25 protein-coding genes are annotated in these 23,953 nt (G+C 64.5%); 13 read left to right on the top strand and 12 right to left on the bottom strand.

All coding sequences use genetic code 11. The annotated features are described in order from the left end of the window. Nucleotides 1-189, bottom strand: a 189-nt coding sequence (locus tag QX070_RS23295) for a hypothetical protein (protein WP_315739446.1), incomplete at its 3' end; no start/stop codon positions are given. Nucleotides 190-357: 168 nt separating this feature from the next. Here QX070_RS23295 and QX070_RS23290 point away from each other — a divergent pair. Both QX070_RS23290 and QX070_RS23285 read left to right on the top strand, forming a co-directional pair. Beyond that, nucleotides 358-1,446 (top strand): hypothetical protein, encoded by a 1,089-nt coding sequence (locus QX070_RS23290; RefSeq protein ID WP_315739445.1) that lies wholly within the window; start codon nt 358-360, stop codon nt 1,444-1,446. 425 nt (nt 1,447-1,871) lie between these two features. After that, nucleotides 1,872-2,498, top strand: coding sequence for a LysE family translocator (locus QX070_RS23285; protein WP_315739444.1), 627 nt, complete (start codon nt 1,872-1,874; stop codon nt 2,496-2,498). Between the two features lie 129 nt (nt 2,499-2,627). Here the strand turns inward: QX070_RS23285 and QX070_RS23280 are convergent, their stop codons facing one another. The 3 genes from QX070_RS23280 to QX070_RS23270 form a co-directional block, all read right to left on the bottom strand. Continuing rightward, a complete protein-coding gene (locus QX070_RS23280) occupies nt 2,628-3,089 on the bottom strand; it encodes a hypothetical protein (protein WP_315739443.1) in 462 nt (153 codons plus the stop codon). 156 nt (nt 3,090-3,245) lie between these two features. Next, on the bottom strand, nt 3,246-3,458 hold the full coding sequence (locus tag QX070_RS23275; RefSeq protein ID WP_315739442.1) for a hypothetical protein: 213 nt from the start codon (nt 3,456-3,458) through the stop codon (nt 3,246-3,248). 213 nt (nt 3,459-3,671) lie between these two features. Next, a complete protein-coding gene (locus QX070_RS23270; protein WP_315739440.1) occupies nt 3,672-5,228 on the bottom strand; it encodes an ABC transporter substrate-binding protein in 1,557 nt (518 codons plus the stop codon). 578 nt (nt 5,229-5,806) lie between these two features. Between QX070_RS23270 and QX070_RS23265 the strand changes: the two genes are divergently transcribed. Next, nucleotides 5,807-6,394, top strand: coding sequence for a cytochrome b (locus QX070_RS23265; RefSeq protein ID WP_315739439.1), 588 nt, complete (start codon nt 5,807-5,809; stop codon nt 6,392-6,394). Between the two features lie 158 nt (nt 6,395-6,552). Here QX070_RS23265 and aspS read toward each other — a convergent pair whose 3' ends face one another. Further along, on the bottom strand, nt 6,553-8,340 hold the full coding sequence (aspS, locus tag QX070_RS23260) for an aspartate--tRNA ligase (protein ID WP_315739438.1): 1,788 nt from the start codon (nt 8,338-8,340) through the stop codon (nt 6,553-6,555). Here aspS and QX070_RS23255 point away from each other — a divergent pair. From QX070_RS23255 to rnd, 3 genes are all read left to right on the top strand, one after another. Beyond that, the gene (locus QX070_RS23255) at nt 8,339-8,539 is read left to right on the top strand and encodes a hypothetical protein (RefSeq protein WP_315739436.1); all 201 of its coding nucleotides are present in this window, start codon (nt 8,339-8,341) and stop codon (nt 8,537-8,539) included. The genes aspS and QX070_RS23255 overlap by 2 nt on opposite strands. Before the next feature lie 61 nt (nt 8,540-8,600). Next, nucleotides 8,601-10,076 (top strand): protein adenylyltransferase SelO, encoded by a 1,476-nt coding sequence (locus QX070_RS23250; RefSeq protein WP_315739435.1) that lies wholly within the window; start codon nt 8,601-8,603, stop codon nt 10,074-10,076. A 405-nt stretch (nt 10,077-10,481) separates the two neighbouring features. Then, complete coding sequence (rnd, locus tag QX070_RS23245) at nt 10,482-11,630, top strand: ribonuclease D (RefSeq protein ID WP_315739434.1); 1,149 nt, start codon at nt 10,482-10,484, stop codon at nt 11,628-11,630. An 80-nt stretch (nt 11,631-11,710) separates the two neighbouring features. On the opposite strand, the gene QX070_RS23240 is transcribed toward rnd, so the two are convergent. Next, nucleotides 11,711-11,878, bottom strand: coding sequence for a hypothetical protein (locus QX070_RS23240; protein ID WP_315739433.1), 168 nt, complete (start codon nt 11,876-11,878; stop codon nt 11,711-11,713). A gap of 28 nt (nt 11,879-11,906) precedes the next feature. On the opposite strand from QX070_RS23240, the gene QX070_RS23235 reads away from it, so the two are divergent. Then, nucleotides 11,907-12,083, top strand: a complete 177-nt coding sequence (locus tag QX070_RS23235; protein WP_315739432.1) for a hypothetical protein — start codon at nt 11,907-11,909, stop codon at nt 12,081-12,083. A gap of 21 nt (nt 12,084-12,104) precedes the next feature. Here QX070_RS23235 and QX070_RS23230 read toward each other — a convergent pair whose 3' ends face one another. The 3 genes from QX070_RS23230 to QX070_RS23220 are packed head-to-tail and all read right to left on the bottom strand — an operon-like array spanning nt 12,105 to nt 13,934. After that, nucleotides 12,105-12,683 (bottom strand): isochorismatase family protein, encoded by a 579-nt coding sequence (locus QX070_RS23230; RefSeq protein WP_315739431.1) that lies wholly within the window; start codon nt 12,681-12,683, stop codon nt 12,105-12,107. Beyond that, complete coding sequence (locus tag QX070_RS23225; protein WP_315739430.1) at nt 12,683-13,306, bottom strand: GNAT family N-acetyltransferase; 624 nt, start codon at nt 13,304-13,306, stop codon at nt 12,683-12,685. The genes QX070_RS23230 and QX070_RS23225 overlap by 1 nt, the downstream gene beginning before the upstream one ends. Then, a complete protein-coding gene (locus QX070_RS23220; RefSeq protein WP_315739429.1) occupies nt 13,293-13,934 on the bottom strand; it encodes a hypothetical protein in 642 nt (213 codons plus the stop codon). Before QX070_RS23220 ends, QX070_RS23225 begins: the two co-directional genes overlap by 14 nt. Nucleotides 13,935-13,989: 55 nt before the next feature. Between QX070_RS23220 and QX070_RS23215 the strand changes: the two genes are divergently transcribed. Beyond that, nucleotides 13,990-15,033 carry a LysR family transcriptional regulator gene (locus tag QX070_RS23215; protein ID WP_315739428.1) on the top strand — a complete coding sequence of 348 codons (1,044 nt, stop codon included), beginning with the start codon at nt 13,990-13,992 and terminating at the stop codon, nt 15,031-15,033. A 4-nt stretch (nt 15,034-15,037) separates the two neighbouring features. On the opposite strand, the gene QX070_RS23210 is transcribed toward QX070_RS23215, so the two are convergent. Next, entirely contained in the window at nt 15,038-16,186 is a 1,149-nt protein-coding gene (locus QX070_RS23210; protein WP_315739427.1) for an autotransporter outer membrane beta-barrel domain-containing protein, read from the bottom strand. A 363-nt stretch (nt 16,187-16,549) separates the two neighbouring features. On the opposite strand from QX070_RS23210, the gene QX070_RS23205 reads away from it, so the two are divergent. After that, on the top strand, nt 16,550-16,759 hold the full coding sequence (locus tag QX070_RS23205) for a cold-shock protein (RefSeq protein ID WP_315712366.1): 210 nt from the start codon (nt 16,550-16,552) through the stop codon (nt 16,757-16,759). A gap of 145 nt (nt 16,760-16,904) precedes the next feature. Here the strand turns inward: QX070_RS23205 and purN are convergent, their stop codons facing one another. Then, entirely contained in the window at nt 16,905-17,558 is a 654-nt protein-coding gene (gene purN, locus QX070_RS23200) for a phosphoribosylglycinamide formyltransferase (RefSeq protein WP_315739426.1), read from the bottom strand. Between the two features lie 13 nt (nt 17,559-17,571). Then, on the bottom strand, nt 17,572-18,645 hold the full coding sequence (purM, locus tag QX070_RS23195) for a phosphoribosylformylglycinamidine cyclo-ligase (RefSeq protein WP_315739425.1): 1,074 nt from the start codon (nt 18,643-18,645) through the stop codon (nt 17,572-17,574). A gap of 155 nt (nt 18,646-18,800) precedes the next feature. Here purM and QX070_RS23190 point away from each other — a divergent pair, with 155 nt between their 5' ends. From QX070_RS23190 to ppx, 4 genes are all read left to right on the top strand, one after another. Further along, nucleotides 18,801-19,355 carry a CDP-alcohol phosphatidyltransferase family protein gene (locus QX070_RS23190; protein ID WP_315739423.1) on the top strand — a complete coding sequence of 185 codons (555 nt, stop codon included), beginning with the start codon at nt 18,801-18,803 and terminating at the stop codon, nt 19,353-19,355. A 58-nt stretch (nt 19,356-19,413) separates the two neighbouring features. After that, complete coding sequence (locus QX070_RS23185; RefSeq protein ID WP_315739421.1) at nt 19,414-20,091, top strand: DnaA ATPase domain-containing protein; 678 nt, start codon at nt 19,414-19,416, stop codon at nt 20,089-20,091. 124 nt (nt 20,092-20,215) lie between these two features. Then, nucleotides 20,216-22,411: an RNA degradosome polyphosphate kinase gene (locus QX070_RS23180; RefSeq protein ID WP_315739420.1), complete on the top strand. Its 2,196-nt coding sequence runs from the start codon at nt 20,216-20,218 to the stop codon at nt 22,409-22,411. Nucleotides 22,412-22,453: 42 nt separating this feature from the next. Beyond that, entirely contained in the window at nt 22,454-23,953 is a 1,500-nt protein-coding gene (ppx, locus tag QX070_RS23175) for an exopolyphosphatase (RefSeq protein ID WP_315739460.1), read from the top strand.

The following is a 23,953-nucleotide window of genomic DNA, read 5'->3' as shown; positions in this document are numbered from 1 at the left end:
TCGCCGCTCTTGAACGGCCGATTCGTCATGCCCCCAAATCTTACCGTGAACACTGAGTTCTTGCCCAGCCTCGACGGTGCAAGCGGAATGATTGCGACAAACTAACACGACGGGCAGTTTGCGCATGATGGGGATGCGGGAATTGCCCGACTGCTGAAAAACTGCAAGTCGTGCTGCGTTGCGAACCACGCAACTACTCTGATCCCAGGGAAAGAAGACCCATCATTCAACGATCTTAGACATCTCAAAACGACTTCGATCGCACCACATTCACCACTTGCAAAACCCACCCCTATCGATGCATGATTGGAAGGTTTTTTGGCGCTTGTCGCTCTACTGATATTGGGAGAATTTCTAATGCGAGCAATTGTCGTCGGATCCGTTCTTGCAACCTTGTGCGGCGGAAGCCAATCGGCCTTAGCCGCAGACCAACTAGTCGCGTGCGATTCCGTTCTGGTCAAAGACACCTTCGTCGATCGAAGCAATCTTAACTTGGCACTCGCCATCTCAAACACAGTAGATCAAAAGACCTTCGATTCAGTGAGCAACAGTGCCGGCGTCAAACTGTCGATACCTGTTGGCGACGACGATCTAAAATTTGACGGCGACTGGAAGAAATACACCGAGCGCCGCATCGAACTGAACAAGCGATATCATTACAATTATTCACAGACCATCAGTCGTGACGTTGCGATCTCCTCGACACAAACAGCTGCCATCGATGCCTGGAGCAAATGCATCGAAAATTCGGTGCAAGAAACTCTGGTCTTGAGGACATCCTTCCTATCGGCAAACAAAGTCGCAGTGGACGCGTATTGGAAAGCAGGAGCGGAGGGGAAACCCGGCGTAACTGCAAACGTGCAGCTTGTCGGTGCGAAGCCAATCAATCCAATACCGAGGCAGTTCGCGCAAAAATGGACAAGCTTGCTCTTCGAACGAAGCCGCAGCGACCCGTTTTATCTCGCTATAAACATCAGGAACGGAACTCGCGGCGTCCTCTCACTACCCGCCGAAACCCAACCAGTCACTTGCAGAGATTGTAAAACACAAGAAGCGGTGAAGCTTCAAGCCGGTCACTTTGGACCGGGCAAAAGCCCAAAAGAAGCAGTAACTGAACGATTGAAGCCTGGCACGTATCTTGTTGTCGTCACCACTACTATCCAAGGCATTGGAGATGGGGGCTACGGATGCCGTCCTGTCTTCAAGTACACGATAACGCCCGCGAATGAGGATAGCTCTGCCGTCTCAATAGGCCGCGGGGGAGACGCCTTGTTTTCAGACGAAATTCGTGCCCCGTACTCGGGCTCCACCAAGGTTCATCTGAACCGAGATGGGAAGATTGTCGTCGGATTACAGGTTAATATGTCGTTTAATCGCTACGGTACCGATAATATCGACGGAGCCAATTTCGGTGAGAGCGAGATAACATTTGCTCGCCTGGATTGATATCGCTCCGGCCGCCTCGACCGAACCAAACATGCCCTGAGTTCTATATATGCCCTCTCGTTTGCTGCTTTTTATCTTTCTGACGTGCGCAGCGTGTCAGTCTAGCGCTCAAACGTCGCTCGCGTGTATTGAGGCAATGAAGGTTTGCGACGACGCTAGGAGGGAGTCGGCAACATGCATTCAAAGAGAGAAACTAGCTTCTCCACTTACGTGTGGTGCAATCAAAGACGCAGAAATCTGGGTATGCAACCAAGCCAATTTCACGTGTGCTCGTCCCAAGGCTAACCTGACAAACTCTCGATAATCGACGCTATCGCGCCGGCAGTCATCCTTTCCGTGAGGATGAGACGTCGTCGCCAAACAGGTTTTGCCTCGCCTGGCGGGTAGACCGATAAACGCTTGCCCTCCCCGATAAAGACACCCGCATGCTCGAACTCCAAACTTTACTGCTGTTCGTCTCCGCCGCGCTGATCGTCGCGCTGACGCCGGGGCCGGGCATCTTCTACATCGTGGCGCGCACGCTGGCCGGCGGGCGGAGCGAGGGGCTGGCGTCCAGCGTGGGGCTCGGGCTCGGTGGCCTCGTGCACGTGTTCGCCGGCGCGGTCGGGCTGTCCGCGCTGATGATGGCGAGCGCGGAAGCGTTCACCGCACTGAAGATCGCCGGTGCTTTCTATCTCATCTGGCTCGGCATCAAGACCTGGCGTGAGGCCCGGGTCACCCAGCCGGCCGAGGTGACGCCGACCGGCAGCCGGCGCGCGTTTCGCGAGGGCATCATTGTCGAGGCGCTGAACCCGAAGACGGCGGCGTTCTTCCTCGCCTTCATTCCGCAATTCGTCGATCCTGCAGGGCACGTCGGCGCGCAGTTCGTCGTGCTCGGGCTGATCTCGGTAACGCTCAACACCAGCGTCGACCTGGTCGTGACGTTCTGGGCCGCCAAGGCGCGGCATCGTCTCGCCCACCGGCCGAGCCTCGTGACGCGGATGCGGCAGGCATCAGGCGCCGTCATGTGCAGCCTGGGCGGCGCACTGTTGTTGGCGCGGCGCACGAGCTGACGCCAAGATCAGCTGGCGCGAAGTTGCGCTTCCAACACAAATTATACTTCCAAACAAACGTGCCGCAGCACGCCGGCGCTTGTGGCGCCGGCACACGCAAGCCGATGCGTTGCGGCCGCCTTTGCCAGGCTAATCGCGATAGCGGCAGAGCTCGTCGCCGTTCTCGTATTCGTAGCAGATCTTGACGCGCCGGTAGGGCCGATCCCCCTCGGAGCTGCGCGCGCGACGATCCATGTCGTCATCATCGCGCTGCATTCGCGCGTTTCGGCCCGTGGTGCGATGATCCATGTCCTGATCCATCATCCGGCCCATGCGGTGCTGGCGCATCCGATCCATGTCCATGCGATCCATGCCCATGCGGTCGTCGTCGCGCTGCTGTGCCGTCCAGTCGCGGTTCACCCGCGTGTCTTCGGCACTCTGGCGCTCGCGTTCACGAGCCCGGTCCGACTGCTGGGGCGTACGTTCCGGCTGCACCGGAACGGCCTGGGTTTGGCCGGTTCCCGGCGTGCTGTCGGCCTGCTGAGCGGACGCTCCCGCGGAGAGGAGACAAGAGGATATCAATAGGACGGTCGCTGCTGTCGGAACGCGCATGGTTCATCCTCCAAGAGAAGGCTGTCTAACCGTGCGGGTCAGCGTTGGTTCGAACGACACCTGCTCTTTCGATGCTGCACCGCAGAGCAGATGACAACCGGACGCAGAAGATAGCTGGGAGGCTGAGCCAGGGCGGTCGCCGGTTGCTCTCTGGCGTTAGCCCGAGATCATATCGTGGTTGATTCCACGCCGGCGCCAATATCGCGCGCGCAGCCGCGGTGCGATCTGCCACGAGACGATGGCTGACAGCACCACGCTCAGGGCAATCATGACCGCCATTGCGAGCATCGCGTGATTGCTGAGCGGCGTAAGAAGAATCGTCAGAACTCCCGCACCGAACAGCACGGCCTGAACCATCATGAAGACCATCGCCGAAATCTGTGTTCGCATGGACATTGCGGTCGCTCACGGTTGTTGCGCCTGCAAGTCAATGAAGTATCCGTCGAACAGTTCCGGCTCACCATGGTCTCGAGGTCGGATCCGTGTCGCCCGGCCGGCCACAAGCCGGCCGGGGGACGTCGTTTGCACTGCGGCGCTGACGGGGGACGACAAGCTCGGCTGCGTCGTGCCGCCCCCCGCCCGTCATTCCAGCTCGATCGCCTGGTAGGTGCCGGTCTCGTCGAGCGCGGTGCCCCAGATCTTGTGCGAGGCCTGGTGCTCGGCGCGTCCGAAGGAGAGCTTGCTGCCGAGCCCGAGGTCGATGCTCTGCATCGACTCCAGCGTGTCGACCAGCCGCTCGGTCTCGAGCGGCGTTGTCTGCTTCAGCGCCTGGATCAGGATGCTCGCCGAGATGAAGCCCTCGAGCGAGGTGTAGTCCGGCGCCTCGCCGGGGAAGTACTTTTCCAGCGCGGTCTTGTAGTCGAGCACCAGGCTCGAATAGCCGGCGACCGATGGAACGCCCTGCGTGACGATGACCCCATTGGTGTATTTCGAGCCGAGCAGCTTCAGCTCCGCGGCGAGCGACGACGATCCGACCGCCGAGATGTTGGCGTAGATCAGCCCTGGAACCGCCTCGTGGGTCTTCTCGATGAATTTCGCCGCGGCGCGGTCGGTCGCGATCATGATCACGGCCTTGATCGGTGGCTTGGTCTGCGCCTTCAGCTTGCCGACGGCCTCGTCGACGTCCAGCGAGCCGCGCGGGAAGCCGTAGCGGATGATCGGATCGGTGATGCCGAGCGCGCGGAATGCCTTGGCGACGCCGTTGGCGCCGTCGTCGCCATAGGCGTCGTTCTGCGCGAATACGGCGATCTGCTTCGCCGGGATGCGCTTGACCTTCATCAGGTAGCGCACGATCGCCGCGGTCTCTTCCGCATAGCTCGCACGATAGTTGAAGACGTAGCGGTCGGGCGGATCGCGGCGGACGACGGCGGAGCCGCTGTACGGCGCGAAGAACAGCGCGCGGCGCTCCAGCGCGTAGGGGATCGCCACCGCGTTGTTGGCGGTGCCCATGTTGCCGATATAGCCGAACACCTGGTCCTTCTCGTAGAGCTGCGTCATCGCACCCAGCGTCCGCGTGGGATCATAGCCGTCGTCGGCAGCGATCAGCCGCAGCTTGCGGCCGTTGATCCCGCCGGCGTCGTTGGCGCGATTGAAGGCGGTCTCGATGCCGAGCTTCATCTGGCGCGCGGACTCCTTGCGGACTCCGGAGAACGGGATGACGGTGCCGAACCGGATCTCGGTGTCGCTGACGCCGTGCGGAAGCGGAGGCGGCAGGTTGGCCGTGGGCTGCGTCGACGCGGCTGCGGTCGAGGGCGCCAGCGCGAAGGACAGCGACGGAGCCGCCGACTGCTGCTGGCTGAGCGACCGCTCCAGCTCCGCCAATTGGCGTTCTGCGGTCTGACAGCTGACCTGCGAGGACGCGACCCGGCCGCGGCCCTCGGCGATGTAGCTGTTGAAGGTGCGAATGAGTCCATCGCGCTCGCCGCCGTTCGACGAGCCCTGGCGGATCACTTCGCTGAACTGATCGATGATGGTCTGGACGCGCCCCTGGGCGATCTCGCGGCACGTCGCGGCCTGGCCGACGACCGGACCGACGCGGGCGGCGAGATCACGAACGACATCGGGGGAAATGGGAGCAGCGGAGGCGGCAGGGACGAAGAAGCAGGTTCCGAGAAGGAGCGCACACCAGCGAACGGTCATTTTGAACTATCCGTCTTCTTGTGATTGGTTGGCTAAGTTCACACCATGAGTCAGACAGGCTTCCTATTAAAGACAGGTTGCATGACACCGCAATATCCATTCGGCCGATCGCGGTCGCCTGGAACTCATAGCGGGGCGCACCGCTCGATCGTGTTTCGCGCCGTGTCGCGCAACCCGCCGAACTAACAGGCGGCACGAACGATTAGTTCTCAGAATCAACAGTTTGCCGCGGGGCATGGCGACCGGCTTCACCGGCCGGTCGAAGAGCTCAGCGCGATGCGCGAGGCGTCTCCGGAGCCGCCTGGACGCCATCGGGATGCCCGGACGAAGTTGTTCGCAGTCTTAACCAGCATTAACGCGAGACCGTCAAATGCCGGGCGACGCCTTCAAGGCTGGGTCATCTTGCGCCGCAGTCTCGAGTCACCGGCGACGACATGCCGCAGCTCAGCATCCGATAACGACGAGGTGAGACTGAATTGACGGGAGAAGCGTCCTGATCCGCCGGCCCATCGCTGGCTCGCTGCCGATTTTGGCGATAGCAGCAGATCGCAGCTCATAGCGGTGGGAAGAGGTTCGTGATGCCATGGAAGAATACGACGATGGAGTTCGGTGCGATCGCCAAGCTCTTCCACTGGACCGGCGCCGCGGCCTTCATCGCGGCCTATGCCGTCGTGTACTATGTCATCTGGTTCATGGACGATACTTCCCCGGACGCCTTGCCCGTGCTCAACGTCCATTGGGTGCTGGGCATGATCGTCGGCCTGTCCGTCCTGCCTCGCCTGCTGTGGCGGCTCGTCAACGTTCAGCCCGATCAGCCGCATGCATCACATGCCGAGGCGTGGCTCGCGCACGCCGCGCATTGGGGATTGTACGTGCTGCTGATCCTGATGCCGCTGACCGGCTATATCGGCACCGATGCCGCCACCGACTTCGGAGCGTTCGCGCTGCCGAACTTCCGTGAGACGGCGCTATTCGGCTGGATCGAGACGCGCTGGGGGATCAGCTGGGAGGCGTTCGAGCCGCCGGTCGACGCAATCCACCATGTCGTCGGCAAATGGATCGCGTGGATCGTGGTGGCCCTGCACGTCGCGGCCGCGCTGTTTCATCACGTCGTCCGCCGCGACGGCGTCCTGACACGGATGCTGCCGGGCCGTTCGGTCGCGTGAACGATGCGCGACCCGTGACGACCGCTCTGCGATCCCCACACGATCGTCATTGCAAGGAGCCGCAGGCGACGAAGCAATCCAGAGTCCTCGTGGCACCCCGGATTGCTTCGCTGCGCTCGCAATGACGAAGATTCGAGCATCAACCTCAGTCCGCCGAACTACTTGTTCGGCAGGTTGGTTTTGATGTGCAGCTCGCGCAGCTGCTTCGTGCTGGCTTCCGACGGCGCGCCCATCAGCAGGTCCATGGCCTGCTGGTTCATCGGGAACAGCGAGATCTCGCGCAGGTTGGTGGTGCCGCAGAGCAGCATCACGATGCGGTCGACGCCGGCGGCCATGCCGCCATGCGGCGGGGCGCCATACTGGAAGGCGCGGTACATGCCGCCGAAGCGGTCGACCACCTCCTGCTCGCCGTAACCTGCGATCTCGAACGCCTTCACCATCGCCGCCGGCTTATGGTTGCGGATGCCGCCGGAGGCGATCTCGTAGCCGTTGCAGGTGATGTCGTACTGGAACGCCTTGATGGTCAGCGGGTCCTGCGTCTGCAGCGCCTCCAGGCCGCCCTGCGGCATGGAGAACGGGTTGTGCGAGAAGTCGACCTTCTTGTCGTCCTCGTTGTACTCGTACATCGGGAAGTCGACGATCCAGGCCAGCTTGAACTGATCCTTGTCGGACAGGTTCAGCTCATCGGCGACCTTGTTGCGGGCGAGGCCTGCGAACTTCCAGAACTTGTCGGGATCGCCGGCGACGAAGAATGCAGCGTCGCCCTCCTTGGTGCCGAGCTGGCTGCGGATCGCAGCCGTGCGCTCCGGACCGATGTTGTTGGCGAGCGGGCCTGCGCCCTCGCCGCCCTCGCGCCACATGATGTAGCCGAGGCCGGGCTGGCCCTCGCCCTGCGCCCACGAGTTCATGCGGTCGCAGAAGGCGCGGCTGCCGCCACCGGGTGCCGGGATCGCCCAGACCTGGTTCTTGGGGTCCTCGAGCATGCGCGCGAACACCTTGAAGCCGGAGCCGCGGAAGTGCTCGGAAACGTCGGCCATCTCGATCGGGTTGCGCAGATCAGGCTTGTCGGAGCCGTATTTGCGGATCGCCTCGGCGAACGGGATGCGCGGCCAACCCTTGGTCACCGGCTTGCCCTTGGCGAAGTCCTCGAACACCCCGGTGATGACCGGCTCCATCGCCGCGAACACATCCTCCTGCTCGACGAAGCTCATCTCGACGTCGAGCTGGTAGAACTCGCCCGGCAGGCGGTCGGCGCGCGGATCCTCGTCGCGGAAGCACGGCGCGATCTGGAAGTAGCGGTCGAAGCCCGACATCATCAGCAGCTGCTTGTACTGCTGCGGCGCCTGCGGCAGCGCGTAGAACTTGCCGGGATGGATGCGCGACGGCACCAGGAAGTCGCGCGCGCCCTCCGGCGACGACGCGGTCAGGATCGGCGTCTGGAATTCGAAGAAGCCCTGCTCCTTCATGCGCCGGCGCATCGAATCGATGATCGCGCCGCGCGTCATGATGTTCTGGTGCAGCTTCTCGCGACGCAGGTCGAGGAAGCGGTATTTCAGCCGGATGTCCTCGGGGTACTCCTGCTCGCCGAACACCGGCAGCGGCAGCTCGTCCGCGGGGCCGAGCACCTCGATGTCGGACACGTACAGCTCGATCTTGCCGGTCGGCAGATCGTCATTGTCGGTGCTCTTGTTGTCGGCGCCGGCCGGGCGGCGGCGCACCTTGCCCTCCATGCGCACGACCCATTCCGAGCGCAGCTTCTCGGCCAGGCTGAACGCCGGCGAGTCCGGATCGACCACGCATTGGGTGATGCCGTAATGGTCGCGCAGGTCGACGAACAGGACGCCGCCATGGTCGCGGATGCGATGGCACCAGCCGGACAGCCGGACCGTCTCTCCGATGTTGCTCTCGCGGAGCGCGCCGCAGGTGTGGGTCCGGTAGCGATGCATGGTCGTCCTGAATGGTCGTCGTGAGGAGAAGGAATCGGCGCAGCCCTTAAAGGCGCGCTCCGAATGCGCGCAGGGTTTAGCCGAGCCGCCCCGGCGCGGCAACCGCAGGAACGGCCTTTTCGGCTTCGCAGCGGAAAAGGCCGCCCGCCCTGGCCCTCACTGCAACGTCGACCCCGATGCCGAATTGAGCAGGCGCTGAAACGCTCATCTGACGGCCGTTTGGGCTCGAAAAACGGCCGCCCCCCGCCTATCTTGGAGCCATGACCGTACATTTCCCCTTCCAGAACTCCTACGCCACGCTGCCGGACAATTTCTTTGCCCGGGTGGCGCCGACCCCCGTCGCAGCGCCTCGTCTCATCAAGCTGAACCGGCCTCTCGCCGCGGAGTTGGGGCTGAACCCGGCCGAGCTGGAGACGCCGGAGGGCGCCGAGATCCTGGCCGGCAAGACCGTGCCCGAGGGTGCCGAGCCGATCGCGATGGCCTATGCCGGCCACCAGTTCGGGCATTTCGTGCCGCAGCTCGGCGACGGCCGGGCGGTCCTGCTTGGCGAGGTGGTCGACCGCAACGGCGTGCGCCGCGACATCCAGCTCAAGGGCTCGGGGCCGACCCCGTTCTCGCGCCGCGGCGACGGCCGCGCCGCGCTGGGGCCGGTGCTGCGCGAATACATCGTCAGCGAGGCGATGGCGGCGCTCGGCATCCCGACCACCCGGTCGCTGGCGGCGGTCGTGACCGGCGAGCAGGTCTATCGCGGCACGGTGCTGCCCGGCGCGGTGCTCACGCGGGTCGCGACCAGCCACATCCGGGTCGGCACGTTCCAGTATTTCGCCGCGCGCCAGGACACCGACGCCGTGCGCCGGCTCGCCGACCACGTCATCAGCCGGCATTATCCGGACCTCGCCGGAACCGAGCGGCCCTACCACGCTCTGCTCGACGCTGTGATCACGCGGCAGGCGCGGCTGGTCGCGGACTGGCTGCTAATCGGCTTCATCCACGGTGTCATGAACACCGACAACACTTCGGTGTCCGGCGAGACCATCGATTACGGCCCCTGCGCCTTCATGGACGGCTATGACCCGAAGCAGGTGTTCTCCTCGATCGACGAGTTCGGCCGCTATGCGTTCGCCAACCAGCCGCGCATCGCGATGTGGAACCTGACCCGGCTCGCCGAATGCCTGCTGCCGCTGTTCGGCGACGACAAGGACCAGGCGATCAAGGAGGCCGAGGCGGCGCTCGACGGTTTTGCCGCCCAGTTCACCGACGCGCACCAGGCGGGGCTGCGCCGCAAGCTCGGCCTGTTCATGCAACGCGAGGGCGACCAGCCGCTGGCGCAGGCATTATTCGATGCGATGGCGGCGGCCCGAGCCGATTTCACGCTGACGTTCCGCCGTCTCAGCGACGCCGCCGGCAGCGGCGATCTCAGCGAGGTCCGCGCCCTGTTCGAGGATCCCACGGACTTCGACGAATGGGCTCAGCGCTGGCGCCGGCGCCTCGCGGAGGAACCGCAGACGGCGGCGGAGCGGGGCGAGGCCATGCGCAAGGTCAATCCGGCCTTCATCCCGCGCAACCACCGCATCGAGGCGGTCATCACCGCGGCGGTCGAGAACGACGACTACGCGCCGTTCGAGGAGCTTCATGCGGTGCTGGCACGGCCGTACGACGACCAGCCGGACCAGGCCGCCTATGCCGAGCCGCCGCAGCCCCAGGAACGCGTGCTGCAGACGTTCTGCGGCACGTAAACGGCAAGCTCCCTGCCTTAACCTCGCGTCCACCATGGCCGGCGTCACGCCCGGGTCCTTAAGAAACGATCAACGCAGCCCCGACAAGTTGAAGCAACAAGTCGGGAGGTCGCGCACGTGGACGCGCTGGTGTTCGAATTCATGGGTCTGGCGATGATCGCCTTGTGCCTGATCGTGCTCGCCGTGCCCTCGGCGCGGCGGCCGTCGGGCCGCGTCCGGCATCACTGAGGCCACCCCGGACCGCCCATCGTCAACCATAGAGCGATCAGCTGACACCGGAGCGCTTGCGTTCCGGGCGGATTGGGCCGACAAGCGAGGACGAATTTCGTTCCTTCCCCTTTGCCGACACCCTTGACTTGTCAGCGTTTTCGGACGACGGCGTAAGTGCCTCGTCATGGATCGTTCATGGACTTGATCACCACCACCGCGGACCTCGCGGCCGCCTGCGCCCGCCTCGCCCAGCACCCGGTCGTCACCGTCGATACCGAGTTCCTGCGGGAGACCACCTACTACCCCCTGCTCTGCGTCGTGCAGATGGCGAGCCCGGACGAGGCCGTGGTGATCGACGCCCTTGCCGAGGGCATCGATCTCAAAGCCTTCTTCGAGCTGATGGCGAACGAGAAGGTCCTGAAGGTCTTCCACGCCGCCCGCCAGGACATCGAGATCATCTGGCACCGCGCCGGCATCGTGCCGCACCCGATCTTCGACACCCAGGTCGCCGCGATGGTGCTGGGATACGGTGACAGCATCGCCTACGACCAGCTGGTCGAGCGCATCACCGGCCACCGCCCCGACAAGACCCACCGCTTCACCGACTGGTCGCGGCGGCCGCTGACCAAGGAGCAGGCGCATTACGCCGAGGCCGATGTCACCCATCTGCGCGACGTGTTTGCCGCGCTCGATGCCGACCTGAAGAAGCGCGGGCGGAGCGACTGGGTCAGCGAGGAGATGGAGATCCTGACCTCGCCGAAGACTTACGACTTCCATCCCGAGCGCGCCTGGGAGCGGCTGAAGACGCGGGTCCGCAAGCCGAAGGAGCTCGCGGTGCTGATCGAGGTCGCGGCCTGGCGCGAGCAGGAGGCGCAGAGCCGCGACGTGCCGCGCAGCCGCGTGATGAAGGACGACGCGGTCGGCGACATCGCCACCCATGCCCCGACAACGATCGAGAAGCTCGGCAATCTGCGCTCGCTGCCCAAGGGCTTCGAGCGCTCAAGATGGGGCTCCGACATCGTCGCCGCCGTGCAGCGCGGGCTGGCGCGCGATCTCGCCGCCCTGCCCAAGCTGGAAAAGCCGCGCAACAACTCCAATGGCGCTGCGATCGTCGAGTTGCTCAAGGTCCTTCTGCGCATGACCTCGGAGCGCCATGCCGTGGCGAGCAAGGTCATCGCCACCGTCGACGATCTCGAGCAGATCGCCGCCGACGACAATGCCGACGTTGCTGCGCTGCAGGGCTGGCGCCGCGAGCTGTTCGGCGAGGCCGCGCTGGCGCTGAAGCATGGCAAGCTCGCGCTCGCGATCGAGAAGGGCCGCGTCGTCCGGGTCGACCGGGCCTGACGGGCATCGCAGCGGCTACGTCTTCCGGAGTTTGCCCAGTTGATTGCAGCAGGCGGCACGGCCGCCCATAATGCTGCCCATCATTCGGCGCTGGTCTGCCCCCTCAACTCCGCCTCGATTGTCTGAGACACCTCAACCAGAGCCATCGAAAGAATGTAGGCGCTGGTCGGCAGATTGAGCTGGCGCGCTTTCGCGATGGCCGCCTGGAGGCTGCTCGCCAGCTCTTTGAGCTCTTCCTCTCGGGTCATGTCGTGGTCTCGGTCCTGGAGCTGCCGCGTGAGCAAAGACGATTGCGAACCGCCGGAACAGAAGCTGCTGCGGCTGCTCAGCGAGAATCCGGTCGACCTGCACGTCGTCGAGGCCCTTCGCCTCGTCGTCGCGTTCAACAAGATCAGCGATCCGGCCGATCGCCGTATGATTATCGATCTGGCCGAACGACTCGCCTCAGGATGATACCGCCAATATCCGCCGCGGTCACACCGCGAGCCGGCCGCCGGCGCCGATAAGCTCGGCACTGTCGAGGACGCCGGCAAAATTGCCAATCACCTTGGTTACAACCAGCTTGTACAACGCAGCGTCGCCGGCACAAGCCTGCCGGCATGCGACGGCGTCTCCGATCACCTGATAGCGGTGGCTGCGGTGAAAACCGTCCACCACCGTCGAGAGGATCGTCTCGTCCAGCGAGAAGCCGAGCAGCACGCAGCGCATGCTGCGCATGTTCGCCATGTACTCGGCGAACCGAGCCGAGCTATAGGCCGACGGCAGTGGATGCTCGAACGCAAGCTCCCCTGGGGTCGGCTTGAAGTCCGGAAGCCAGTTCGTCAGGTTGGAGGCCGGATTGAACCAGGCCGCCTGTGCGATCCGCTTGAGATGGACGACCGGCCACAGGTTGTCGCGCCAGAGCGCGATCAACTGCCGGCACCGCGCCGTGACGACATCGCCATCGGCGATCAGATGCCTGCGTCCCTCGGCGAGATATTCGCATTGCAGATCGGCGCAGACGAGAACCGGCGGATCCACCTCGGTGGCACCGAACAGATCTCGGCTCGACATCACTGTCTCGCTGCGGCGAAGTCGCGCAAGGGCGAGGACGCCGGCCGGCCGGCCGAGAGATCGAGCACGCCCGGCCGGTCCCAGTCCCCTTCCGGACGAATGATCATGTAGGGATCGCTGTCGAGCGTGATCGCGTCGTCGCACGGCTCAAGGTCCAGCACCATCTCAGTGTATGAGAAATCCGAGAAGGTGAGCTTGCGATTATGGCCGAGCGGCTTGGCGCCGAAATGCGCCCAGAAATCGACGAGACGATCCTGCGCGTGGCCATAGGCCTTCTTGAAGCCCTTGCGCCTGCAATAGTCGAGCGCCTCGCGAACCAGCTTGAACGACAGTCGCGAGCGCCTGTACTGATGGCGCACCGCGAGCCGCTCGACCTTGGCGAAGTCGCCGAAGAAGCGCACGCGCACGCATCCAGCCGGCTCGTTGCCGACGAAACCGAGGAAGTGGGCTGCAACCAGATCGTTGCCGTCGAACTCCTCTTCCATCGGACAATCCTGCTCGGTCAGGTAGACCGCCGAGCGGATCGCCGTGACGAGCATGAGGTCATTCGGATCACGCGCGATGCGCACCGTGATCGCGCGCGGATTTGTCTTTGCCGCCCTGGCCGAACTAATGCTTTGCATCCGCGATGCTCCCTTGTCCGAAACTCGTGATCGACTGGATCGAAGGCGCGATCATCTCGGGCAGGCGGTTCCACGGCCGCTGATACCACCAGAGATCGGGCTGAAAGCTTGGAACCGGCGTGAAGCCGAGTGCGCCGAGAAACGCGCGCCCTTCCGGACTCGACGGTTGTGCGTAGTAATCGGCGGCGCGAAATCTCGCGCCTTGCAGCGCCTGCGCGACGTTGCCGAGGCCGATTGCTCCTCGCCCTTGCGCCACGAGCGCCCAGACATAGATGGCAGCTACGTCTTCGTCCGGCCGCGCCAGAAATCTGCGCGGCGGATCATTCAAATTGAACTCATCCAGGAGCAACGCATCGAGGCCTGAGCAGTTGAGATAGAGGAAGGCTATGCCGCCGAGCAAGTTCCTGCCGCGGTAGAGCGCGAAGATCGAGTCCGGATCGTGCCGCAAGAACTCCGCAAGTTCGTGTTCCGAGGCACGAACGCCCGGTATTTCCCGGCGCGCGAGCGCCGCGAGCTCGCCGAGCCGATCGAGCGTGACCGCCTGAGCCGTGACCCGATCCGTCCGCGGCAGCGCGTCGAGCTGATGTCGCAGCGTGAATTCTGTGCTTCCGCGGTGCAGGTTCTGCATCTATGTTTCCAGCTTGGCTTTGATAACGTCATCATACTTGTCGGGGCTGGAGTGTATGCGGCAACATTTGCATCGGGGTGCTGCATCCACGCAGCACAGGAAGTCTGACGAAACGCTTAACCCTTCATGGGAGGATTTGAGAGCATTTCTGCTTTGTACACGTCACCGCAGCTTCCGAAACGCGGCGGATGTTCTCGGACTGACCGGCACAACCCTGATGCGCAAGATCGACCGGCTCGAGGACGAGCTCGGATTCAAGCTCTTCATCCGTGATCAATCCGGCCTGTCGCTCAGCGACGAGGGACGATCGTTGCTGTTCGACGTCGAGCAGATGGAGCGGCTGAGCTTCAACATCTTCCGGCGCGCCTCGCTGTCGACCGACACTCAAGGGTCGGTGCGCGTCGCCGTGACCGAAGGCCCCGGCAATTTCTGGATCCTGCCGCGACTGATCGATTTCCAGAAGACCTATCGCAGGATCACGGTCGATCTGAGCTGCGCGATGCAGCAGGCCGACGTGTCGCGGCTGGAGGCTGACATCTCGATTCAGTTCGAACGGCCGACCAACCCCGACGTGATCGTTGTGAAGCTCGGCCGTCTGCACATCTACGGCTTCGTGTCGGAAGCCTATCGCGACGCACATGGATTGCCGACATCGCTGGCGGATCTCAAGAACCACCGCATCATCAAGCAGCACGGCGTGCAGCTCGACGAGACGGGCTATGCGCGCATCCTCGGCTTGGAGTCGCTCGAGGGCATCGTCGGCATCTCCACCAATTCCAGCGTTGCCGTGCTCTACGCGGTCGAGCGCGGCGCCGGCATCGGCTTCCTGCCGACATCGGCGGTCGCGCTCGGGGCGCCGCTCGTTCCGGTCGATCTCGGCATCAACTACCACATGGATCTGTGGCTGACCTATCACAAGGAGTTTCGCAACTCCGACCGGCACAAGGTCGTCATCGACTGGCTGAAGCGCATCTTCGATCCGAAGGTCCATGCCTGCTTCCGGGACGAGTTCATCCATCCGCTGGAGCTCGTGCCTCTGATGGCGTCCGCGCGGGATGTCGTCGGCTTCGGCGGCTACGTCGCGCCGAAACCGGTCTGACGACCTACCACTTCAACTCGACGCCGAGCGTCCCCTGATGCGACTGCAGCGCCGAACGCAGCTTCGCATCGTAGTTCAGATAGAGGCGTGACGTTCGGTTCAAGGATAGCGACAGTGCCGCGCCGGCGTCGGCGCCGTAACGGCCCTCGCCAAGGCCCTGCAGCGTGATGCTCTGCGGACCGAGGCTCACGGTCACCGCGCCGAGATTCTGGCTGAAATTGTCGACGAGCTTGCCATAGGCCGAGACGTCGAGGACCCTGCCGTCGACGATGAAGTAGCGGCCGAATTCGGCGCCGACGAGAACGCGGGCGCGCTCCAGCGAGGTGCCGCTGACCGACAGCGGATCGAGCCCGCCCGATTCCTGGAATGCCGCGGTCGTGGCGCGGGTGTATTCGAAGGCGAGCTTCGGAACGATCCGGCTCTCACCGATGCTCCAGTAGTAGTCGAGCTCGCTCAGCACGCCCGTGATGTGGGCGCCGTAGACCGACGTCGCCGCACCGAGGCTGGTGTCGCGCCGCGCATTGATCCCGCCGAAGCCATGGACGATCGCGATCGCCCAGGTCCAGGGTCCCCGGTCGACCGAGGCGTTGAACCCGAACTGTGTGAGATCGAGCGTCGCCGATTGCAGCGCCAGCGGCACATCGACCCTGGTCCGGCTCTGGTCAACGGATAGTCCGACGTTCACGCCCGGCACGAGGCGCATGCCGATACCGGCGACACCGCCCCAAGTCGTCCTCTTGTCGCCAACGAAGTCGCCTTGCGCATTGCTGCGGACCGTCACGCCATACATCTCGCCCCAAGTCCGGAACCGAGCCTGTTCCGAAGCCTCCGGCGCACCCCCGCCCCCCGGATTGCTCCGCTGCAGCCGGGTGACGCCCTGCGTGGCCTGGGTGCCGAGCCGTTCGAGGAAGCTCGAGCCGAGATCGAGCACGGTTTGGCCGGACGAGCGTTCGGAGCTGATCGCGCCGGGTGCAGGACTGGGCAATGGGCTCGGCGTTGGTGTCGGGCTAGCGGCTATGCTCGGCAGGCCGGCCTGCGCGGCGCACGGCGAAGACGCGACGGCCATACCCAAGGCGACGATGGCCAGCAGCGCCGCCCCGGGTACACGGGTGCACCGTCGCCTGCCCCGCTTGGCCTGAGATGCCCCGCGCATCGATGCCCCGTTCGCCGCCCGCTCGAATTCGCTTCATATTGCCGCGTCGATTTGTCCGCAGTTCCCGATCGCGGTCAATGAGATTGACCATGCCGCGGCTGCACCGCAAGGATTTGTGGTTCCAGCGCCACAAGCCACGCAGTGCAGCAGCAGCCGGTGACGTGACGTCGCGACGCGTTCTCATCGATCCGCCAAACTTGATATCGGCGGAAAATCGTGTTGCAATCTCCAGCACAATCGGATTGGCCGTTCGACTGTGCGTTTCGCGACTTCGGAAATTGAGCAGATCCCCGGAAGCCCGTTTGTGGCGTGGCACGCGTGAGCGTGGCCGCGTCTTTTTTTCGTCTAGACGAGGAGACAGCGATGCCGACCTACAAGGGCAGCGTGAAGTGGTTCAACCCGACCAAGGGATATGGCTTCATCAAACCGGCTGGCGGAGACAAGGACGTGTTCGTCCATATCTCGGCCGTGGAGCGTGCTGGACTGACCACGCTCAACGAGAACCAGACGATCGAATATGATCTGGTGGAGAGCCGCGGCAAGACGTCGGCAGAGAACCTGAAGCTCTCGTGAGCATCGTCCCGGCGGAGGGCGCCACAGCGCGCGTTCGAAAGCCAACTCACGAGTTCCGCGTCACGCTCGCTTGCCGCGGATGATCAGACTTCGTCAGCCTTGATGTGCCCCGGCCCCGCCGGGGATTTTTTTCGTCCGGCGACAGCTAACGGACGACGGGCCAGATCAGCGCGTGATCGGCCTGCACCACGGACGACGTCCGGCAGAGATCGCCTTCGAGCCGCACCAGGCCCTTGGCCAGCAGCTTCAGCGCCTCGGGATAGATGCGATGCTCGACGCCAAGAATGCGCGTCGACAGCGTGTCCGGCGTATCGTCGTCCCTGACCACGACCGCGCCCTGCATCACGATCGGACCTGCATCCGTCTCCGGAATGACGAAATGCACGGTGGCGCCTGACAGCTTGACGCCGGCACGCAGCGCCTGGCCGTGCGGATCGAGGCCGGGGAATGATGGCAGCAGCGACGGATGAATGTTGAGCATCCTTCCGTACCAGCGCTGCACGAACTCCGCCGTGAACAGGCGCATGAAACCGGCCAGGCAGATGATCTCGATGCCGCGTGCATCGAGCGCCTGCTGCAATCTGGCTTCGAACCCCGCGCGGTCCTTGCCGAACGGCTTGCTCTCGATGATTTCGATCGCGACGCCGTTCTCCTGCGCTTTCTGCAGTCCGGCCGCATCGGCTCGGTTGGAGATCACGATGGCGACCTCGGCCGGAAAATCCGGCTGCGCCGCCGCGTGGATCAGCGCGGCCATGTTCGACCCACGGCCCGAGATCAGGATGGCGACGCGGCGCTTCATCGGCTCACTCGTCTCACAGGGCCAGATCGAGGGCGCCGGTGTAAATCACGCGCTCATCGCCCGCGGCGGCAACGACCTCGCCGAGCCGGGCAACGTGCTCACCATTGGCGGCGAATACCTCGATGACGGTATTGACGGCCTCGGCCTTGACGATCGCGATCATGCCGATCCCGCAATTGAAGGTGCGCAAGAGCTCGCGCTCGGCAATGCCGCCCTGCTCCGCCAGCCATTTGAAGACCGGCAGCACCGGCAGGCCCGTCAGATCAATCGAGACGCCGAGATGCTTCGGCAGCACGCGCGGAATGTTGTCGGTGAAGCCGCCGCCCGTGATGTGCGCGAGCCCCTTGACCGCACCGGTCTCGCGGATGGCGCGAAGGCACGACTTCACATAGAGCCGGGTCGGCGTCAGCAGCGCCGCGCCGAGAGTCAGGACCGGCGCGAACGGTGCCGGCGCATCGAAGCCGAGGCCGGACTGGGCGACGATCTTGCGCACCAGGGAGTAGCCGTTGGAATGCACGCCGGATGAAGCGAGGCCGAGGACCACGTCGCCGGCCGCGATGTCCGGCGACGGCAGCAGCGTGCCGCGCTCGGCGGCGCCGACCGCGAAACCGGCAAGATCGTAGTCGCCGTCCTTGTAGAGGCCCGGCATTTCCGCGGTCTCACCGCCGATCAGCGCGCAGCCGGATTCCCGGCAGCCTTCGGCGACGCCGGCGACGATCGAGGCCGTCGCCTCCGGGTCGAGCTTGCCGCAGGCAAAGTAGTCGAGGAAGAACAGCGGCTCGGCGCCCTGCACGACGAGATCGTTGACCGACATGGCGACCAGGTCGATGCCGATGCCGCCATGCAGCCCGGTCTCGATCGCGATCTTCACCTTGGTGCCGACGCCGTCGGTCGCGGCGACCAGCACCGGATCCTTGAATCCGGCGGCCTTGAGGTCGAACAGGCCGCCAAAGCCACCGATCTCGGCATCCGCGCCGGCGCGGGCGGTTGCGCGCACCATGGGCTTGATCAGATCGACCAGACGGTTTCCGGCATCGATATCGACGCCCGAATCTGCATAAGTGAGCCCGTTCTTGCGCTCGGTCATGGTAAAAACCCCTAATCTGGCCGCTGGTTACGTCGGAATCCGGCCGCGCGCAATGGCTCGCAAGGGGCTCGTCCCCATACTATCTAGGAACCGTACCGGTTCGCCCTGTTTCGGAATCGGGTTGTCTTTTGATCGTTGTCGTCGGGACCCGCTGCGTGACCATTCCCCACAGTATCCCCAATCTGATCACGCTCGGTCGAATCCTGCTGGTTCCGATCGTCGTCTGGGCCATTGCGGCCGGCGAGATGGAGATCGCGTTTCTGGTCTTCGTGGTCGCGGGGGTGAGCGACGCCGTGGACGGCTTCCTGGCAAAGCGCTTCAACCTGCGGTCCGAACTGGGAGCCCTGCTCGATCCCCTCGCCGACAAGGCGCTGCTGGTCTCGATCTTCGTCACGCTTGGCATCTGGGGCGCGATCCCGCGCTGGATCGTCATCCTGGTGGTCTCGCGCGACATCATGATCGTCTCGGCGGTGATCGTGTCCTGGCTGTTCGACCGGCCGGTCGCGATGAAGCCATTGATGGTGTCCAAGCTGAACACGGTCGCCCAGGTCGGATTCGCAGCGCTCGTGCTGGCCTCGCTCAGCTTCGGCTTCGAGCCCAAGCCCTACGATGTGGTGCTGATGGCGCTGGTCACGGTCTTTACCCTCGTGTCGGTCGGGCTGTATCTCGTCGACTGGGTGCGCCACATGAGCACCATCGAGGTCCGGTGATCCTCCGCTGAGGGCCCGTCCTGACCTCACGCACCCCACGATACGGAGCAATTCGACCTTGGCCGGCCATATCCCCCCTCGTCAGCTGGCCTTCGCACTGCCGCATGCGGAGAGCCTGACGCGGGACAATTTCTTCGAAGGTCCAGGCAACGCGGCCGGGCTCGCTCTGGTCGACGCCTGGCCGGAATGGCCGGCGCGGACCATGTTCCTGGTCGGCCCCGACGGCTCCGGCAAGAGCCACCTCGCCGCGATCTGGGCCGAGCAGGCTGGAGCCCGATCCCTGTCCGCGCATGCCCTCGAGGCGAGCGCGGTCCCTGGGGCGCTCGCCACCGGCGCGCTGGTGCTGGAGGATCTGACGGCAACCGATCTCGACGAGCGGGCGCTGTTTCACCTGCTGAACCTGGCCCGCCAGGACGAGGCTTTCGTGCTGATCACGGCGCGCGAGGCCCCGGCGGCCCTGCCCATCGCCCTGGCCGATCTGAGGTCGCGGCTGCGCGCCGTCCCGGTCGTCACGCTGCTGCCGCCCGACGACCAGCTGTTCCGTGCCTTGATCGTCAAGCTGGCCGCCGACCGGCAACTGGCGATCGACGAGACCGTGGTCAGCTATCTCGCAAGCCACATCGAGCGCTCCTATGCGGCGGCACGCCAGACCATCGCGCTGCTGGACAACGAGTCCCTGCGGCTCGGACGGCCGGTCACCCGGGCGCTGGCGGCGGAGCTGCTCCGCCCGCTGTGACCGGCGGCCATCTTGACGGCGGTTGGCGACGGAACCTCAATGGTGCCGGCAACGTCATCCCCTGGTTACCCAGATTGGGCTACGGTCGACCATTCGCGACTGGATGGATATGGATCGAATTCCGATGGATACCGAGCAAGTTACTGAAATTTCAGAGAAAGAATCGGTCGCGGCGCCGTCCTTCGAGATTGCCTCGAGCCCCGAGCGATTCATCAACCGGGAACTGTCCTGGCTTCACTTCAACCGCCGCGTTCTGGAGGAATCGGTCAATCCGCGCCATCCCGCCCTGGAGCGGGTGCGCTTCCTGTCGATTTCCGCCAACAACCTTGATGAATTCTTCATGGTCCGCGTCGCCGGCATCCGCGCCCAGGTCCGCGAGGGCATCGCCGAGCGCAGCCCGGATGGGCTGACACCCACCGAGCAGTTGAAGCTGATCAACGAGACCGTCTCACAGCTCGCGATCGACCAGCAGGCGATCTGGCGCGACCTGCGCAAGTTTCTCGGCGAGCTCGGCATCGTGCTGGTCGACGGCCAGGACGTCACCAAGAGCGAGCGCGCCTGGATCGAGGACCACTTCCTCGCCAACATCTTCCCGCTGCTGACGCCACTGGCGATCGATCCGGCGCATCCGTTCCCGTTCATCCCGAGCCTCGGCTTCACAGTGGCGCTGCAGCTGATCCGCTCCGCCGACGGGCGTCCGATGAACGCCCTCATTCGAATGCCCGGCAAGATCGACCGCTTCATCCGCTTCCCCGGCTCCAAGGATGGCGTGATCCGCCTGATCACCCTCGAGCAGGCGACCGGCCTGTTCATCGGCCGGCTGTTTCCGGGCTACACCGTGAAGGGCCAGGGCGCCTTCCGGATCATCCGCGACAGCGAGATCGAGATCGAGGAAGAGGCCGAAGACCTGGTGCGGCTGTTCGAAACCGCGCTGAAGCGGCGCCGTCGCGGCTCGGTGATCCGGCTCGAGATCGAGGCCAACATGCCGGAGGAGCTACGCCGCTTCGTGCAGAATGCGCTCTCGACCACCGATGACGAGGTGTTCCTGGTCGACGGCGTGCTGGCGATGAACGAGCTGTCGCAACTGACGCGGGTCGACCGGCCCGACCTCGAATTCGTGCCCTATGTGCCGCGCCATCCTGAGCGTGTCCGCGACCATGGCGGCGACATCTTCGCCGCCATCCGGCAGAAGGACCTGATCGTCCATCACCCTTACGAGTCGTTCGACGTCGTCGTACAGTTCCTGCAGCAGGCGGCGCGCGACCCGGACGTCGTCGCAATCAAGCAGACGCTGTACCGCACCTCCAACAACTCGCCGATCGTGCGCACGCTGGTGGAAGCTGCCGAAGCCGGCAAGTCGGTGACGGCGCTGGTCGAGCTCAAGGCGCGTTTCGACGAGGAGGCCAACATCCGCTGGGCCCGCGATCTGGAGCGCGCCGGCGTGCAGGTGGTCTACGGCTTCCTGGAGCTGAAGACGCATGCCAAGCTGTCGATGGTCGTACGCCGCGAGGGCGGCAGCCTCACGACCTATGTCCACACCGGCACCGGCAACTATCACCCGGTGACGGCGCGCATCTACACCGACCTGTCCTACTTCACCTCCGACCCGGTGATCGGCCGCGACGTGACGCGGGTGTTCAACTACATCACCGGCTATGCCGAGCCGATCGACATCGAGAAGATGGCGGTGTCGCCGCTCACGCTTCGCAAGCGCATGATCGAGCACATCCACGGCGAGACCAGCTTCGCCCGCCAGGGCAAGCCCGCCGTGATCTGGATGAAGATGAACTCGCTGGTCGATCCCGACATCATCGACGCGCTGTATGAGGCCTCGCAGGCCGGCGTGTCGATCGAGCTGATCGTGCGCGGCATCTGCTGCCTGCGTCCCGGCCTCCCCGGACTGTCGGAGAACATTCGCGTCAAATCGGTGATCGGCCGCTTCCTCGAGCATGGCCGCATCTACTGCTTTGGTATGGGTCAGGGCCTGCCGAGCGCCAAGGCCGCCGTCTACATCTCCTCGGCCGACATGATGCCGCGCAATCTCGACCGCCGCGTCGAGGTGCTGTGCCCGCTTCAGAACCCTACCGTGCATCAGCAGGTTCTGGAACAGATCATGGTCGCGAACCTCAAGGACACCGAGCAGAGCTGGCAATTGTTGCCGGATGGGTCGTCAACGCGTATGAAGGCCGCGAAGGGCGAGGAGCCGTTCAACCTGCACAATTACTTCATGACGAATCCGAGTCTGTCCGGCCGTGGAAAGTCGCTCAAGGAATCATCGCCGCGCCGGCTCACGCGCCGGAATGAACGCCCTCCTTCATAGGGGCTGTCTGCACCGGGGCCTTCTGCGCCGGGACATGCCGTGGTGAAGCGGCCCGGCACGAGGGCCGCGAGCGTCGGTGTCATCGACATCGGCTCGAACTCGGTCCGTCTCGTCGTCTACCAGGCGATGGAACGCAGTCTCGTCACCGTGTTCAACGAGAAGGCGCTGTGCGGGCTCGGTCGCGAGGTCCAGACCACCGGCCTGCTCGCGGCCGATGCCGTCGACAAGGCGCTGACGGCGCTGAAGCGCTTCCGCGCGTTGTGCAAGGTGCAGCGGGTGGGGCAAGTTCATGCCATCGCGACCGCCGCCTGCCGCGATGCTTCGAACGGCGCTGATTTCATTGCCAAGGCCGAGAAGATCTGCGGCGCCCCGATCCAGATCCTCACCGGCCCCGAAGAGGCGCGCTATTCGGCGCTCGGTGTCATCTCCGGCATTCACAAGCCCGACGGCATCGTCGGCGATCTCGGCGGCGGCTCACTTGAGCTGATCGACGTGCGCGGGCATCAGGTCCGCAGCGGCGTCACCCTGCCGCTCGGCAGCCTGGCGCTGCAGGATCTCGCCGAGAAATCGCTGAAGAAGGCGGAGCGGATCGCGCGCGAGGCGCTGACCGACCTGCCGCAACTGCTGGCCGGCCAGAACCGCACCTTCTACGCGGTCGGCGGCACCTGGCGCGCGCTGGCGCGCATCCACATCATCCAGAGCGGCTATCCGCTCGGGGTGATGCACGGCTATGCGATTCCGGCGGCCGATGCGCTGGCCTTCGTGCGCCGGCTGCGCCGTCTCGTCGCCGCCGACATGCTGGCCGACATCGAAGCGATCGCCGAGGCGCGGCGCCCGCTGCTTGCCTATGCCGCGCTGGTGCTCGAGCACATCATCCGCGTCGCCAGGCCGACGACGGTCGTGTTCTCGACCTTCGGCGTGCGCGAGGGCTTGCTCTACTCCAAGCTTCCCGACGCCGAGCGCGCCAAGGACGGGCTGCTCTGCGCGGCGCAGGGCCTCAACGAGCTGTTGTCGCGCTCGGCCCAGCATGCCCGCGAGCTGATCGACTGGACCGACCGCCTGTTCCGCGTGATGCACATGCGCGAGACCGAGGACGAGCGCCGGCTGCGGCACGCCGCCTGCCTGCTGTCCGACATCGGCTGGCGCATGCATCCGGACCATCGCGGCGAGCAGACCTACGGCATCGTTCTGAACGGCAATTTCGGCTCGATCAACCACGAGGGCCGCATCTTCGTCGCGCTGTCGGTGTTCTTCCGCTACGAGGGCCTGCGCGACGAGGCGGCGGCGCCTGCCCTCACCGAGCAGCTGAGCCCGGCCCAGATCGATCGTGCGCGCCTGCTCGGCACCGCGTTTCGGGTCGCGCATCTGATCTCGGCGGCGCGGCCCGGCGTGCTGCCCGCAACGCATTTCCGCACCCAGGATCGCAAGCTGATGCTGGTGTTCGAGCACCAGATGGTCGACCTCGTCGCCGACCGTGTCGGCGGACGCTTCAAGCAGCTCGCGCGTCTCGTCGGCCGCTCCGGCTCGATCGTGCGCAGCTAG

It is taken from the genome of Bradyrhizobium sp. SZCCHNR1093, assembly GCF_032381175.1.
Lineage (GTDB): Bacteria > Pseudomonadota > Alphaproteobacteria > Rhizobiales > Xanthobacteraceae > Bradyrhizobium.
The sequence above is the reverse complement of the archived record's forward strand: the minus strand, read 5'-3'. Positions and strand labels throughout refer to the sequence as shown.

What these genes read in the sequence shown, in the direction of transcription:
- rnd (WP_315739434.1), top strand. Translation starts at nt 10,482, where the DNA reads ATGGACTTGATCACCACCACCGCGGACCTCGCGGCCGCCTGCGCCCGC.
- QX070_RS23290 (WP_315739445.1), top strand. Translation starts at nt 358, where the DNA reads ATGCGAGCAATTGTCGTCGGATCCGTTCTTGCAACCTTGTGCGGCGGA.
- QX070_RS23280 (WP_315739443.1), bottom strand. Translation starts at nt 3,089, where the DNA reads ATGCGCGTTCCGACAGCAGCGACCGTCCTATTGATATCCTCTTGTCTC.
- QX070_RS23250 (WP_315739435.1), top strand. Translation starts at nt 8,601, where the DNA reads ATGACCGTACATTTCCCCTTCCAGAACTCCTACGCCACGCTGCCGGAC.
- QX070_RS23270 (WP_315739440.1), bottom strand. Translation starts at nt 5,228, where the DNA reads ATGACCGTTCGCTGGTGTGCGCTCCTTCTCGGAACCTGCTTCTTCGTC.
- QX070_RS23255 (WP_315739436.1), top strand. Translation starts at nt 8,339, where the DNA reads ATGGTCGTCCTGAATGGTCGTCGTGAGGAGAAGGAATCGGCGCAGCCC.
- QX070_RS23275 (WP_315739442.1), bottom strand. Translation starts at nt 3,458, where the DNA reads ATGGTCTTCATGATGGTTCAGGCCGTGCTGTTCGGTGCGGGAGTTCTG.
- QX070_RS23220 (WP_315739429.1), bottom strand. Translation starts at nt 13,934, where the DNA reads ATGCAGAACCTGCACCGCGGAAGCACAGAATTCACGCTGCGACATCAG.
- QX070_RS23265 (WP_315739439.1), top strand. Translation starts at nt 5,807, where the DNA reads ATGCCATGGAAGAATACGACGATGGAGTTCGGTGCGATCGCCAAGCTC.
- purN (WP_315739426.1), bottom strand. Translation starts at nt 17,558, where the DNA reads ATGAAGCGCCGCGTCGCCATCCTGATCTCGGGCCGTGGGTCGAACATG.
- QX070_RS23205 (WP_315712366.1), top strand. Translation starts at nt 16,550, where the DNA reads ATGCCGACCTACAAGGGCAGCGTGAAGTGGTTCAACCCGACCAAGGGA.
- QX070_RS23210 (WP_315739427.1), bottom strand. Translation starts at nt 16,186, where the DNA reads ATGCGCGGGGCATCTCAGGCCAAGCGGGGCAGGCGACGGTGCACCCGT.
- aspS (WP_315739438.1), bottom strand. Translation starts at nt 8,340, where the DNA reads ATGCATCGCTACCGGACCCACACCTGCGGCGCGCTCCGCGAGAGCAAC.
- QX070_RS23285 (WP_315739444.1), top strand. Translation starts at nt 1,872, where the DNA reads ATGCTCGAACTCCAAACTTTACTGCTGTTCGTCTCCGCCGCGCTGATC.
- QX070_RS23240 (WP_315739433.1), bottom strand. Translation starts at nt 11,878, where the DNA reads ATGACCCGAGAGGAAGAGCTCAAAGAGCTGGCGAGCAGCCTCCAGGCG.
- QX070_RS23180 (WP_315739420.1), top strand. Translation starts at nt 20,216, where the DNA reads ATGGATACCGAGCAAGTTACTGAAATTTCAGAGAAAGAATCGGTCGCG.
- QX070_RS23225 (WP_315739430.1), bottom strand. Translation starts at nt 13,306, where the DNA reads ATGCAAAGCATTAGTTCGGCCAGGGCGGCAAAGACAAATCCGCGCGCG.
- purM (WP_315739425.1), bottom strand. Translation starts at nt 18,645, where the DNA reads ATGACCGAGCGCAAGAACGGGCTCACTTATGCAGATTCGGGCGTCGAT.
- QX070_RS23215 (WP_315739428.1), top strand. Translation starts at nt 13,990, where the DNA reads ATGCGGCAACATTTGCATCGGGGTGCTGCATCCACGCAGCACAGGAAG.
- QX070_RS23230 (WP_315739431.1), bottom strand. Translation starts at nt 12,683, where the DNA reads ATGTCGAGCCGAGATCTGTTCGGTGCCACCGAGGTGGATCCGCCGGTT.